Source organism: Steroidobacter denitrificans (assembly GCF_001579945.1).
Classification (GTDB): Bacteria; Pseudomonadota; Gammaproteobacteria; order Steroidobacterales; family Steroidobacteraceae; genus Steroidobacter; species Steroidobacter denitrificans.
In genome coordinates, this window is the sequence record NZ_CP011971.1 from 2,252,980 (window position 1) to 2,267,056 (window position 14,077).

Sequence of the window (14,077 nt, forward strand, 5' to 3'; positions counted from 1 at the left end):
GCATCATATCGTTTTCAACGTGATCGGCGCCTTCGTTGCGCTCCTGCGGGAGTCGTTTCCCTGAACAAGACCACCAAGCGGCGGGCGGCGTCACTCGCTTCGCGGCAGGCGCGATCCGAACCGCTACCTGCCGAACGCCCAACTCAAATTCACGGACAGGCTGCGTCCGGGATGCACGGCGTAAGGGACCAGCGGATCGTCGGCGGCGCGATTGCGCACATCGATCCAGGTGATGTAGCGTTCATCGGTGAGATTCGTCAAGGCGAGATTGAGCCGGCCGCGCGCACCGATCTCGACATATGCGAACGCATCGAGCGTCATGTAGTCATCGGTACGGTACAGCGGCACGTCGATCTGCGTCACCCGGTTCTTGGCAGCCACGGCAGTCGCCGCCAGACGTGCGCCCCAGCCGGACGGCGCGTCGTAGTTGACGATCAGATTCACCTGCATGGGATCGACCGAATTCAGCGGCTGATTCGCGGTGAGGTCATCGCCACGCGCCCAGGCGGCGTTCAGGTTCAGTGACCAACCCTGCAGCGGCGAGGCTCCGGACGGCTCGGCGAACCGGTCCAGCGCCGCCAGATCGAGGCGGGCGGCCAGATCGATCCCGTAGATGCGCGCGCGCGCCAAGTTACGCGACTGAAACAAGGTCATGCCGGTCGCCGGATCCAAGCCGATGTTCATGCGCGATTCGATGAAATCCTCGAACCGAGTGTAGTGTCCACTCAAGGTTGCACGCCAGGCATCACCGCGGGTACGCAAGCCGATCTCGTAGCCGTCGCTGGTTTCAGCTTTCAGATCCGGATTCGGTACCGCGCGATAATTGAACAGCGCGATCTCCAGGCCGATGTTCACTTCCTCGAGCGGCGGCGCACGAAAACCACGCGCATACTGGGCAAAAGCACTGGTGCGCGGCGTAAGCTCATAGGAGACAGCCAGCTTCGGCGCCAGCGACTGATCGTCCAGCTTCACCGGACGAGCGCTGGGGTTGTCTTCGCGATACATCGCATCTTCGCGCGGACGCAGCCGATACAGATCCATTCTCAGGCCCGGCGTGAACCGCCACCGGCTGTCGGCCAAACGTAACTCGTCCTGGATATAGATACCCGCCTCGACGCGCCGCGTGATCGGAAAATCGCGCAGCGGTAACACCTCGCCCAGGATCACATTGCTGACCAGGCCGGTGTCGAGGTTGCGCTCCCAGCCATCGCGTTTCTCGGTCGCCTGTCCCATTTCGAAATCGATGCCGTAGACCAGCTGATGCAACCAGCTGCCGGCATTGACAGCCTTGGTAGCAATGACGCTCGCCCCCCAGGCCTCGTCCCGAAAGGTGAAGCTGCGATGCAGTTCTGTCGACGCACGCGGCGCAGCAGGGCGCCTGGTCTCATCCGTCAACTGCTCGGTAAGCGTACGCATTACGTGCAGGCGCCAGGTCAAGTCATCCGCCCAGGCCGCTGCGGGCGCCAGGGATTGCTCTACCGCAAACCGCAGATGCTCGGCCCTGTCGTCGCCTGTCATGGCCGTGGTGTTCACGAAACGCGGCGGCGTCCCCAACAATGCGTTGACGACCGTCTTGTCGCGCGTACGCCCCGTCTCCAACGTCACTTCTATCGTGTTGCCCGCCCCCCCGGTTCCGAACCCCGGCAACACCAGTTTTGCAAGCACCTGATCCATGCGGCTGCGACGCGGATTCGGCTTCAGACCGCCGGCGATATCCGCCTCATGGTTGTCGCGATGCACATAACCGAGCAGCATTTCGGCGGATCCATGCCGCCAGGCATTCAGAGCGGTGGCCGACCAGCCTTCGGTTTCACTGCGGTAGCCCGCGCGCAGTTGCGCGCCCATCGTCTCCGATGCCGACAACAGATCACGGGGATCGATGGTCTGCATTTGCACCACGCCGCCGATGGCGTCGCTGCCATAGAGGGCGGAGGCCGGCCCGCGCAGGATTTCCACGCGTCGAATGAAATCGGTATCGGTGTAGATACGGCCGCTGTCGGCAAGCGCACCGATCGAAAAACTTTGCGAGACCGGCACGCCATCGACATGGGCAACGATACGATCGCCGCCGATACCCCGGATCGCAAAGCTGTCGATGCCGAAGCGTACCGGATCGTTTCGAACCGTAATACCGGGCTCGTAGCGCACCAGGTCACGGATGTTGGTCGTCAGGACCCGCTCTATTTCATTGCGATCGATGATCGTGACCGTTGCCGCGGCATGCTGCAGCGGCGTGTAATGCCGCGACACGACCATCACTTCCTCGAGAACGGCACGCCCCGCTTCCGCAGAAGAGCCGGCCTCGGCTGCCCCCGCTCCGGCGCAGCACAGCAACCAAAACGCTGCCGCCGCCACGGATGCCGTCAGTGCAGACACCCGTGATGACAGCAGCGTCATGGATTTCATATATCGACTCACACGCTCACCCCGTGCCTTCAACCTCCCTGGCGGCGGTGGCAAGGAGCGGGGGCGGATCGTTGCGATCCGCCCCTCATCACCCGAACTTGAATCAGTAAACGTCCTTGACCGTGTTGTACACGTTGAACTTGCCCGTCGGCGTAATCAATCCGGGCGCTTTGATGACCTGCTTCAATTTGAGCGTCTTGTCATCGACGATCACGATCGCGGAAACCTCTTCCTTGCCGTTCCATACCGAGAACCATACCTCGTCACCCGCCTTGTTGTACTCGGGCTGCACGACGCGCTTGGGTCCCGGACCGACCTTCGCCCATTCTCCGATGGGCAGGACCTTGTAGCCGGCTTCCAGATTCCTGATGTCGAACACTGCGATGCTCTGGCTGATCTTCTCATCCGGGTGCAGCGTGGTGTCCACCCACAGGTTATGCGACTTCGGATGAGTCTTGACGAACAGCGAGCCGCCGCCCTGACCCTTCAGCACCCGCACCACCTTCCAGGCATGTTCCGGATGATTCTCCGGGTCGGTACCGATGAGCGTGATCTTCTCATTGCCCAGCGCACTGGTTACCCAGACCGGACCATACTTGGGATCGACGAAGTTCGCGCCGCGTCCCGGATGCGGGATCTTGTCCACGTCCACCAGCGCCGTGAGCTTCTGGTCGCGCGAATCGATCACCGCAATCTTGTCGGACTGGTTCGCAGCCGTGAGGAAGTAGCGCTGCGTGGAATCCCAGCCGCCGTCATGCAGATAACGCGCCGCACCGATCTGAGTCACCTTGAGGTGTTCGATGTCCCGGTAGTCGACCAGCAGAACCTGTCCGGTTTCCTTGACGTTGACGATGAACTCCGGATGTTCATGCGAAGCCACGATGGCGGCAACCCGGGGCTCGGGGTGGTACTCCTGGGTATCCACCGTCATGCCGCGGGTGGACATGATCTTGAGCGGCTCCAGAGTCTCGCCGTCCATGATGGTGTACTGCGGCGGCCAGTAGGCACCGGCGATCGCATACTTGTCCTCGAAGCCCTTGTACTTGGAGGTTTCGACCGAACGCGCCTCCAACCCGATCTTGATTTCGGCGACGCGCTGCGGCTCCTTCATGTACAGATCGATCAGATCGATACGCCCGTCGCGCCCGATCGTGTAGACATAGCGCCCGGAATGCGAGATGCGCGAGATATGCACCGCATAGCCGGTCGGAATGATGGAAACGATCTTCTTGGTATCGCCATCGATGAGCGCCACCTCGCCGCTGTCACGCAAGGTGACGGCGAAGATATTCTCGATGTTGATCTTGTTCTGCTTGGTCTTCGGCCGCTGCTCCGGCGGCACCAGCACCTTCCAGCTGGCACGCATCTCCTCCATGCCGAATTCCGGCGGCAACGGCGGTTCGTGCTGCAGGAAGCGCGCCATGATGTCGATCTGGTCACGCGTCAGCAGGCCGGATGTTCCCCAGTTCGGCATGCCCGCGGGGGAGCCGCGATCGATGAACACCTTCAGATACTCGGTGCCCTTCTTTTGCGTGAGATTGGGCGTCAGCGGCTTGCCCGTCGCCCCCTTGCGCAGCACGCCGTGACAGCCTGCGCAGCGTTCGAAATAGATGGACTTGGCCTGCTCGAACTCCGCCTCCGTCATGTTGGGCGCGCCGGGGGTGATGCGTACCTGCGCGCTTCCGGCCGGCACCGGCGACGGGGCGCCCTGGTAGGTTTCCTCCACGACCATCGTGCCCGGATGCTCGGTGGGCGAGGCGGCGCTCTTGGCCTCGGCCAGCACCTGGGTACGCACCGCAGCAACCTCGGTGGCGTTGATCGAACCGCCATCGTTGCCCCAGCTGTTGAGGGCGTAGGTGAGAACGTCCGCGATTTCCTTGTCGGTCAGCTGCGTCATGGCGGGCATGACGGAGTTGTACTTGACGTTATTGACGACGATCTCGCCTTCCAATCCCCGCAGCACGATGCTGATCGCGCGCTTGGGATCCTTCAGGAGATAGTCGGACTTCGCCAGCGGCGGGAATGCTCCCGGCAGGCCGAGACCGGTGGGCTGATGACAGGCCGAGCAGGCGTTGGTAAACGCCTCTTCGCCGTCCTTGATCTGTTGAGTCAGATCGCCGGCGGAGGCGACCTCGGCCTGGTGCACTGCCTGGGCAAACGACGGTGCCGCCGCAAACAAGGCCATCACGCCGAACGGAAGTAGAGCTGAACGCAGCGTCGATTCTGGGTTTATTCTCACGGGGGTACCACCAAAATAGCTATCTGTGCATATGGGCAGGTGCGAATTAGAGGCGCGCACATCACACTCAGGAGACGCGGACCTGCGGACGAAAGCTTATCGCAACGCCCAGGTGCTGTCTGCGCGAATTTCACCTGCGGATTAAGGGATGGCACGTGGGGGATGGCACGTGGGGGGATGGCGCATCCCCCTTCGGAGCTAATCCCTGCGCCAGCGAGTCGTACCGTCGGGTCTGTCCTCCAGGGAGATGCCGGCCTGCGCCAGCTCATCCCGAATCCGGTCGGAAGCCTTGAAATCGCGCGCTGCGCGGGCGGCACGGCGCGCCTCGATCGAGCGCTCGATATCCTCGGCACCGAGCGGCGAGACCATGCGCGCGCCGGTCAGATCATCTGTTTCCCTGATGGCGACATCCGGCGCTCCCTCACTCGCTACCGCCTGGACCGTCTTTCCACCGTCCGCCTTTTCCTGATATCCCTTTACCGGGTCGGTCTTTCCCGGATCGGTTTTTTCTGCACCCGTCTCTTCCGGATCGGCCTTTCCTGGGATCTTTTTTGCCGGGATCGCCGTTGCCGGTATCTTCGCAGGTATCGATCTGGATTTATGCAGGAACACCTCGGGCGGCAACTGCAATACACCCAGCACACCGGCGAGACGCTTCAGTTCCGCGGCAAGCGCACCGGCGGTGGCGGTCTCGCCTGCGCTCTTGGCCCGATTGATCCGGGTCGCCAGCGTCTGCAATGCCGCCAGCGCCTCCGGCGTATTGAAATCATCGTCCATCGCCGCCTCGAACGCCCGCGTCGCCTCGCCAGGCTCATGGCTGGGAGCGGGTTCGACATCGCGCAAGGCGGTATACAGACGCACCATTGCCGCATCCGCCTGCTCGATCTGGGACAAGGAATAATTCACCGGTCCGCGATACTGGCTGGACAGCAGGAAAAAACGCAGCACTTCGGGATCGCGCACGTAGCCGGAATCCAACACATCACGAATACGAAAAAAATTGCCCAGCGACTTGGACATTTTTTCGTCATCGACATTGACGAAACCGTTATGCATCCAGAAATTCGCGAAGTCCTCCCCCGTGGCGGCGCAGGACTGGGCGATTTCGTTTTCATGATGCGGGAATTTCAGATCCATGCCGCCGCCGTGGATATCGAACCGCGGTCCCAGCAGGTCCAGCGACATGGCCGAGCATTCGATATGCCAGCCGGGCCGGCCCTTTCCCCAGGGCGAGTCCCACGCCGGCTCACCGGGCTTGGCCTGTTTCCACAAGACAAAATCCAGCGGATCGCGCTTGGCCTCGTCGACCGCCACGCGCGCACCCGCACGCAAATCGTCGAGCTGGCGGCCCGACAACCGCCCGTAGGGCTCGAATGCCGCAACCGAATACATGACATCGCCGTTCGACGCCACGTAGGCGTAGCCCTTGTCGATGAGCCGGCGGATCATCTCGATGATGCCCGGCACATGTTCGGTGGCTCGAGGCTCGTGATCAGGACGCAGGATGCCCAGACGATCGTAATCCTCGTGCATGGCGGCAATGAAGCGGGCGGTCAGCGCCGTCACGTTCTCGCCGTTCTCAGCCGCGCGCTGGATGATCTTGTCATCGATGTCGGTGATATTGCGCACGAATATCACCTTGTAGCCACGATAGCTCAAGTAGCGGCGCACCACGTCGAAGGCGATCTTGGAGCGTGCATGGCCGATATGGCAGAAGTCATAGACCGTATCGCCGCACACATACATGCGCACGATGCCCGGTTCCAGCGGACGAAACGTTTCCTTGCGGCCGGTATAGGAATTGAATATCTGCATGAGACTCTTATGACTGCTTGCCGCGGGCCGTTCGCACCGCGGATCGTTCTTGCGGACCTGTCGTGACGCCGCCTTGACTCGCCATTGGCCTTGATTCGCCGTTGTTTGACTCGTCATTAGATCGCGGCACGCACCGGCCGCGCCGTATCACCCGCCGGCACCCGCCCGCTGCATCGCCGCAGCGAGACGAGTCTGCACTTCTTCATCCGGCACCAGCGACAACAATCCCGCCAGTTCCGGACCATGAGTCGCGCCGGTGAGCGCAGCGCGTAGCGGCATGAACAGCGCGGGCCCCTTGCGGCCGCTGGCCTGTCCCAGCTCGCGCAGCCGTTGCTTGAACTCCAGTCCCGGCCGGGCGAAGACCTGTGCGGCCATGGCATAGAATGCTTCGCCGGCCGCCTCGATCGCCGCCACGGCGTCCGGCATGAAGTTCGTGAGCCGCCCAAAAGCCACCTCCGCCCAGGGCTGGGCATCCCGGGCGAATTCGACATTCGGCCGCACGGCGGCGGCGAACGCGGCGGCGCGCGGCGCCTCCAGACCGGGCGGCAGAAAGGCGCCGATCCAGCGCAGGAAATCTTCCTGGGACAGCTGTGCGACCGCCTCCTTCTGCCAGTGGTGCAATTGCGCCGCATCGAATCTCGCCGCGGCCTTGCCCAGGCGCGACAGCTCGAACTCCGCGCACATCGCCGCATCGTCCAGCCAGCCGTCGTGCTGACAGGCGTGCCCCAGACGCACCAGGTGATTGCGCAGCGCGCCGGGCAGAAACCCACGTTCGCGAAATTCTCCCAGACTTTGTGCACCATGGCGTTTGGACAACGGCGCGCCATCCATGCCCAGCAGCAGCGCCACATGCGCATACTCGGGCACCGGCAGATCCAGCGCCTGCAGGATCAGGATCTGGCGCGGCGTATTGGTCAAATGATCGTCGCCGCGCAACACCAGAGTGATTCCCATCAGTGCATCGTCGATGGCATTCGAGAAAAAGAAGGCGGTGCTGCCGTCGGCGCGGCGAATGATGAAATCGCCGATATCGTCGGTGGCGAAACGCTGCTCGCCATGCACCAGATCACCAAAGGCGACGATCTGTCCGGCCGGCACCCGAAAGCGCAGCGCCGCCGGCTCTCCGGCAGCCAGGCGAACAGCGCGCCGGTGCGCATCGAGCGCGCGACAGGTGCCGGCATAGCGCGGCGGCTTGCCGGCAGCCAACTGGCGCTTGCGCGACAGGCTGAGTTCGGCCGGCGTACAAAAGCAGGGGTAGGTCAAACCGGCGGCATCCAGCTTCGCCAGCCAGGTTTCATGGATCGCGCGCCGATGCCGCTGGCGATACTCATGCGGACCGCCCACATCCGGACCCTCATCCCAGTCCAGGCCGAACCAGCGCAGATCCTCCAGCAGCGCCTGGACATGAGCCTCCGTGGAACGCGCCTCGTCGGTATCCTCGATACGCAGGATGAAACGTCCCTTGCCTTTGCGTGCGGCCAGATAGCTCAACAGTGCCGTACGGGCATTGCCGAGATGCAGCAGGCCGCTGGGACTGGGAGCAAAGCGGGTAACGTACGGCTGGTTCGGCATCGGGAGTTCCTTGGGGTCGGGCATTCTATCAGGATGCGGCGCTGGCTTTTCCCGGGCTGCGCACCCGGCGAACCACGCCGCCGTATCTGCTCCCGTACGAGTCTTTGTTACCATCTGCGCCTTTTCACGGCTCACAGGCGAACAATCATGCGTTTACCGGCATTAGCGGCCATTCTGTCGATCGCCCTGTCGATCACCGGAGTCATCGCGGCGCTGCCGGCGCCGGCGGCCGCACAATCATCCGCGGCAAACGCCCCGCGCGTGCGCGTGGATACCAGCCTGGGCAGCTTCGTGATCCAGCTGGATGCAGAACGCGCACCGTTGACCGTCGCGAATTTTCTACAGTATGTGCGCGAGGGCCACTACCAAGGCACGATCTTTCACCGCGTCATCGGCAATTTCATCGCCCAGGCCGGCGGCTACGATAGGAACTTCGTCGCCAAACCTCGGCGCCCCACCATTCCCAACGAGTCGGGCAACGGTTTGTCCAATCGCCGCGGCACCGTGGGTCTGGCGCGCACCGCCGCGCCGCATGGCGGCGATGCCGAATTTTTCATCAATCTGGCCGACAACGCACCGCTGGACCCTCAGCCCAGCCGCTGGGGCTATGTCGTGTTCGGCCTGATCGTCGACGGCATGCGCGTGGTGGACGAAATCGGCGCCGTCGCCACCGGAGCAGGCGGCCCCTTCGAATCGGATGTGCCCTTGAAACCGATCGTGATCGAGAACATCGAAGAACTGCGGTGAGATCCGTGTGACCACGCTGTTCATCTCGGATCTGCATCTGGACGCGCAGCGCCCGGACATCACCGCGCGGTTCCTGGATTTCCTTGCCCACGAAGCCCGCCAGGCGCAGGCCCTGTACATCCTGGGCGACTTGTTCGAAACCTGGATCGGCGATGACGATCCGGATGAGAGCAAGCGGCAGGTGATCGCTGCACTGCGCGCGGCGAGCGACGCCGGCCTCCCCATGGGACTGATCCATGGCAACCGCGATTTTCTCATCGGCCGACGCTTCAGCCGGGAGACGGGCGTGCAGCTGCTGGCGGACGGCACGATCGTGACGGTGTACGGGCGCCGGGTTCTGTTGATGCACGGCGACACCTTGTGTACCGACGATCACGCCTACCAGCGCCTGCGGCGCATCGTGCGCCATCCGCTGGTGCAGTTCACGTTGCGGCACCTGAGCCTGCGCCGGCGCATGGCACTGGCGCGGCGCATGCGCGCGGGCAGCAAGGCGCATATCGCCTCCATGGATCGTGCCGCGCCGCTGATCATGGATGTGAATCCCGAGGCGGTCCGCCGGACATTCCAGCGCCATGACGTCGATTGCATCGTGCATGGACACACGCATCGGCCGGCCATCCACGAGGTGGCGCTGCAAGATCAAGATCGGCATGGCACGCGCATCGTGCTCGGCGACTGGTACGAACAGGGCAGCGTGCTGCGCTGGAACGCAGCCGGCTATGAACTGGCGAGTCTCCCGGTGCTGCCGGCCGGCGCCTCGCCTTCAGCTGAGCGGCCGAACCCCGAACAACCAAACCTGGAACAACCAAGCCCCGAACAACCAAACCCGGGATTAGCAAATCCCGGGCAACCGGATCCCGCCCCGGGCACGCAGCCATCCTGAATCCATGCTGCCCCCCTGAAGCAACGACCCGCTGATATCGGCAGGCATCCGCCCAGGCGATGGATCCGCCTTGGATTCAACCTCCGGCTTGCGCCTGGAGCATCATTTCGTCGGCGAAAGATTCCGGCGGCGCAGCAGATACGCATGCCAGCTCGGCTTCGATAGCCGCCAGCAAGGCCTGGGCGCTGGCCGGGCGCTGCGCCGGATCCTTGGCCAGCAGCCGTTCCAGCAAAGGCTGACAGGACTGCAGATCGCCTTCCAGGATCGGCAGCGGCGCGTTGGCGTGCAGATAGATCACGCCCATGGGCGTGGTATCCACGTAGGGTTTCCTGCCCGTCAGCATCTCGTAGAACACCACGCCCAGGCTGTACAGATCGCTGCGTGCATCCAGGGGCCGGCCGTGGCCCTGCTCCGGGCTCATGTAATACGGCGTACCGAAGATTTCTCCGGTGGCCGTCATCTCGATATCGGCGATCTCCTGCCGGGCCAGCCCGAAATCGATGATGGCGATGGAATCATCCGCGCGCAGCATGATATTGCCGGGCTTGAGGTCGCGATGCAGTACGCCGACCTGGTGCACGGCCTGCAGGGCGCCGGCCATCTGTGCCAGCATGCGCAAGGCCTGTTCCCGGCCGATGCCCGCGGCGATGCGCGCGCGCAGGTCGCCGCGGGGAAAGTATTCCATGGCGATGTAGGCATGATCATCGGCAATGCCGAGATCGAAGATGCGCACCACATTGGGATGGCGGATCGCACAAATCAGCTCATACTCGCGCAGAAAGCGCGCGTACTGCGCCTGTTGCTCGCCGCTCTCGGCGGATTCCCGCAGGACCTTGAGCACCACCAGGTCGCCGGCACGCTCACTCTCGGCCAGATAGACCCTGGAGGTGCCGCCGCTGGCCAGTTCACGCACACAGCGATGGCCACGGATCGTGACCGTGCCGAAGCGCGCATCCCGTGCGGCCTGGGCACTGGTACGATGCAGGGCCAGATCCTGGCGACGCCGGCGCACCGAATCACGCAAGCAGCCTGCCAGGCGCCGGTGATCGATACGCTCGCGCGCCAGGCAATCCACCGCTCCCGCCTTCACGGCCCGCGCCGCGAGCGCCGAATCCTCGCCCGCAGCGAAATACAGCACGGGCGGAAAGCCGCTGCGATGCATCAGGTTTTCAAGCCACTGTTCGCCTGTGGGTTCGCCTGTGGGTTCGCCTGTGGGTTCGCCTGTGGGCTCACCGAGCTCGTCATCGGGCCGAGCGCGACGTATCTCGACCTCGTGATCGAGCAATACGGCGTCGAACCCCAGCGCCGTGAACCCCGAATGCAGCCGGCCGGACTGCGCCGGTGAGTGAATGCGGCATTGTGCCTCCGGCCAGACGATGGACACATGCTGTTCGAGTGCGCGCCCGAATGCTGCGTGGTCCGTGATGATCAGCAGGCGGGGCGCGGTCATGCCCGATCAGACGGCACGGATCGCCTTGAGCATGCCGCGATGCATCTGGCGCCGGCGCGCCTTGGCCTGATCCGAACGCTGGTGCTGCAAGCGTTCCAGGTAGCTTGGCGTAATGTCTCCGGTCACATACCGGCCGGAGAAACAGGAATCATCGAATTCCTGGATGTCCGCATCATGATGCTGACAGGCGCGCAGCAGGTCGGCCAGATCCTGATAAATGAGGCGGTCGGCGCCGATCAAACCGGCGACTTCCTCCTCGGTGCGGCCGGCGGCGACGAGTTCGGCGGCCGCGGGCATATCGATGCCGTAGACGTTGGGATACCGCACCGGCGGCGCCGCCGAGGCGAAATAAACGCGCTGCGCGCCCGCCTCCCGCGCCAGATCGATGATTTGCGCAGAAGTCGTGCCGCGCACGATGGAATCATCGATCAGCAGGACATTCTTGCCGCGAAACTCCAGATCGATCACATTGAGCTTGGAGCGCACCGAGCGCTCGCGCAACTCCTGGCCGGGCATGATGAAAGTGCGGCCGATGTAGCGGTTCTTGACGAACCCTTCGCGGTATTTGATGCCCAGATACTGCGCTACTTGTACGGCCGCCGTGCGGCTGGTATCCGGAATCGGGATCACGACATCGATATCGTGATCGGGCCAGATGCGGTGGATCTTTTCCGCCAGCAGATCGCCCATGCGCAGGCGCGCCTTGTGCACCGAGATCCGGTCGATGATCGAGTCCGGCCGGGCGAAATATACATATTCGAAGATGCAGGGCGTATGACGGGACACCGGCACGCATTGCTGCGAATACAGACGGCCGTGCTCGTCGATGAACACCGCCTCGCCCGGAGCCACATCGCGCAGGAAGGTGAAACCGAGCTGGTCGATGGCGACGCTCTCGGAGGCCAGCATGTATTCGCAGCCGCTGGCCAGCTCGCGCCGGCCGATGACCAGCGGACGGATGCCGTGCGGATCGCGAAAGCCGACCAGGCCGTGGCCCACGATCATGGCCACGACCGCAAAGCCGCCGCGCGCGCGGCGATACACGGTCGTGAGCGCCGTGAAAATATCGGCGGCGGAAACCCGCGGCGTACCGGGACGCGACAGCTCGCTGGCGAACACGTTCAGCAGCACTTCGGAATCCGAGCTGGTATTCAGATGCCGCAGATCCTCACGCACCAGGACTTCGGCCAGCTCCGCGGCATTGGTCAGGTTGCCGTTGTGCGCCAGGCAGATGCCGTAGGGCGAATTGACAAAGAACGGCTGTGCTTCCGAGGATGAATCGCAGCCCGCGGTGGGATAGCGCACATGGCCTATGCCGATAGTGCCCTTCAAGGCCAGCATGTGACGCTGCTGGAAGACATCGCGCACCAGGCCGTTCTTTTTGCGCATGAACAGCTCGCCGCCGTGGCAGGTCATGATGCCGGCCGCATCCTGGCCACGGTGCTGCAGGACCGTCAACGCATCATAGATCTGCTGATTGGCGGGCGAATGCCCAACGATACCGACGATACCGCACATGCGTTAAGGCCCCGGGTAAGAAGCTCCAATCTTACCACTTAGTGACTGGACAGCTCACACAGACGACTGCTCCTGCAATACGCGCAGGCCGGTTTCGGCAAATGATTGAATCCAGCCGGCCAGCTCCGCGGCGTACGGCAGCAACTGGGAGCGGTGCCACCAGTCGACCTGCTGCAGTTCGGCGAATTGTCCGAGCAGCACACAGATCGCCACCACGACCGCACCGCGCAGCAGACCGAAACCCATCCCCAGCAACCGGTCCACCGAGACGCTGACGCTGGAGTGACGCAGGAAATAGCCCACCAGGGCCGCCAGCAGCCAACCCAGGATCAAGACACCGATGACGATCAAGGTGCGCGCCACCCAGGTACTCACCGGCGGCTCACCGATCGCCCCGCCCAGGACGGGTTCCAGCAAAGGCGCATACCGCCAGGCCAGCCACAGGCCGCACAGCCAGGAGAGCAGCCCGATCGCCTCGCGCAGAAATCCACGCAATATGCCCAGCAGCATGGAAGCGGCCAGCAGGCCGAGAATCAGATAGTCAGCAGCATTCATGGATGAGTGCGATGGCCACGGCGCCGAAAGTAAGGCGCATGAAGTCTAGCAGCCCCCGCCCGCCGCCAAATCGGCGGCGTGTCGCAATTCTAGGGATGAGGCACCGCGGCGGCGGCACTCATGGAAGCGCCGGAAGCTTTGAGCTGCCTTGCCTTCGCCTCGGCGCTGGCCCGATCTTTCATGGGACCGACCCGCACCCGGTACAAGGTGCTGCCCTTGGCCTGGACGGGCATGACGAACGCCTGGTGGCCTCGCGCCCGCAATTGCTCCGCCAGCTGCCGGGCGGTCTCGTGCTTGGAGAAGCTGCCGACCTGGACCGCCCAGCCGCCGCCGGAGGCCGCGCCGGGGATCGCAGCGGCAGGGACGGCCGGGTTCGCCGCGGCGGCGGGCCGGGCTGCGCTGCTCGGCGCGGAAGCCGGCACTGCGGTCCTGGGAGCGGATACCGCCGCCTTTGGAGCCGGCTTTGCCGCTGTCGGCGCCGGCGTAGCGGCCTTGGGCGCAGGCATCGAAGCCGCCGCGGGGACGGCGAGGGACGCTTCGGCGGATGCACCGGCGAGTGGCACACCTGAAGGTGCGCTGCCCGCCGGCATCTCACCGGCCTCGAGCGCGGTCTTTTCGGACGGCGGCGCGCGCGTATCGTCGCTACCCGGTCCCGGCAATGGTGCAGCATTGGAGGTACTTCCCGGAGGCTGCTGCAAGTCGATCGTGTAGGTTTTGATCGGGGCGTCGGCGCGCCCCTCGTGGGCGGCAGCGAACTGCGCCTTGCCCTGCTCCTCCAATGTCTCGGCGCGCTTCGGCCCCGTCAGCATTTCCGGTACCAGGATGATTGCCGCGGCCATCAGCACGGCGGCACCGATCAGACGTTCTTTGACTGCGCGTTCCACGGTCGCGA

At 63.8% G+C, this 14,077-nt stretch carries 9 protein-coding genes and 1 pseudogene; 2 read left to right on the plus strand and 8 right to left on the minus strand.

The window, feature by feature from the left end; genetic code table 11:
* Window positions 1-123: 123 nt before the first annotated feature.
* The 4 genes from ACG33_RS10310 to gltX all read right to left on the minus strand — a co-directional run bounded on the left by ACG33_RS10310 (window position 124) and on the right by gltX (window position 8,032).
* The gene (locus tag ACG33_RS10310) at window positions 124-2,397 is read right to left on the minus strand and encodes a TonB-dependent hemoglobin/transferrin/lactoferrin family receptor (RefSeq protein ID WP_066920960.1); all 2,274 of its coding nucleotides are present in this window, start codon (window positions 2,395-2,397) and stop codon (window positions 124-126) included.
* Window positions 2,398-2,509: 112 nt separating this feature from the next.
* Window positions 2,510-4,591, minus strand: a complete 2,082-nt coding sequence (locus ACG33_RS10315) for a cytochrome D1 domain-containing protein (RefSeq protein WP_083536735.1) — start codon at window positions 4,589-4,591, stop codon at window positions 2,510-2,512.
* Between the two features lie 252 nt (window positions 4,592-4,843).
* Window positions 4,844-6,460 carry a cysteine--tRNA ligase gene (gene cysS, locus ACG33_RS10320; RefSeq protein ID WP_066923191.1) on the minus strand — a complete coding sequence of 539 codons (1,617 nt, stop codon included), beginning with the start codon at window positions 6,458-6,460 and terminating at the stop codon, window positions 4,844-4,846.
* A gap of 147 nt (window positions 6,461-6,607) precedes the next feature.
* Entirely contained in the window at window positions 6,608-8,032 is a 1,425-nt protein-coding gene (gene gltX / locus ACG33_RS10325) for a glutamate--tRNA ligase (RefSeq protein WP_066920962.1), read from the minus strand.
* A 147-nt stretch (window positions 8,033-8,179) separates the two neighbouring features.
* Here gltX and ACG33_RS10330 point away from each other — a divergent pair, with 147 nt between their 5' ends.
* Window positions 8,180-8,779 (plus strand): peptidylprolyl isomerase, encoded by a 600-nt coding sequence (locus ACG33_RS10330; protein ID WP_066920964.1) that lies wholly within the window; start codon window positions 8,180-8,182, stop codon window positions 8,777-8,779.
* Between the two features lie 7 nt (window positions 8,780-8,786).
* Window positions 8,787-9,518 (plus strand): annotated as a pseudogene (gene lpxH, locus ACG33_RS10335) (UDP-2,3-diacylglucosamine diphosphatase); the annotation flags it as partial.
* A 220-nt stretch (window positions 9,519-9,738) separates the two neighbouring features.
* Here lpxH and ACG33_RS10340 read toward each other — a convergent pair.
* The 4 genes from ACG33_RS10340 to ACG33_RS10355 all read right to left on the minus strand — a co-directional run bounded on the left by ACG33_RS10340 (window position 9,739) and on the right by ACG33_RS10355 (window position 14,069).
* Window positions 9,739-11,112, minus strand: a complete 1,374-nt coding sequence (locus ACG33_RS10340; protein WP_066920965.1) for a serine/threonine-protein kinase — start codon at window positions 11,110-11,112, stop codon at window positions 9,739-9,741.
* Window positions 11,113-11,118: 6 nt separating this feature from the next.
* Entirely contained in the window at window positions 11,119-12,630 is a 1,512-nt protein-coding gene (gene purF, locus ACG33_RS10345) for an amidophosphoribosyltransferase (RefSeq protein WP_066920967.1), read from the minus strand.
* 54 nt (window positions 12,631-12,684) lie between these two features.
* On the minus strand, window positions 12,685-13,185 hold the full coding sequence (locus ACG33_RS10350) for a CvpA family protein (protein WP_066920969.1): 501 nt from the start codon (window positions 13,183-13,185) through the stop codon (window positions 12,685-12,687).
* Window positions 13,186-13,274: 89 nt separating this feature from the next.
* A complete protein-coding gene (locus ACG33_RS10355; RefSeq protein ID WP_066920971.1) occupies window positions 13,275-14,069 on the minus strand; it encodes an SPOR domain-containing protein in 795 nt (264 codons plus the stop codon).
* Window positions 14,070-14,077: the final 8 nt, after the last annotated feature.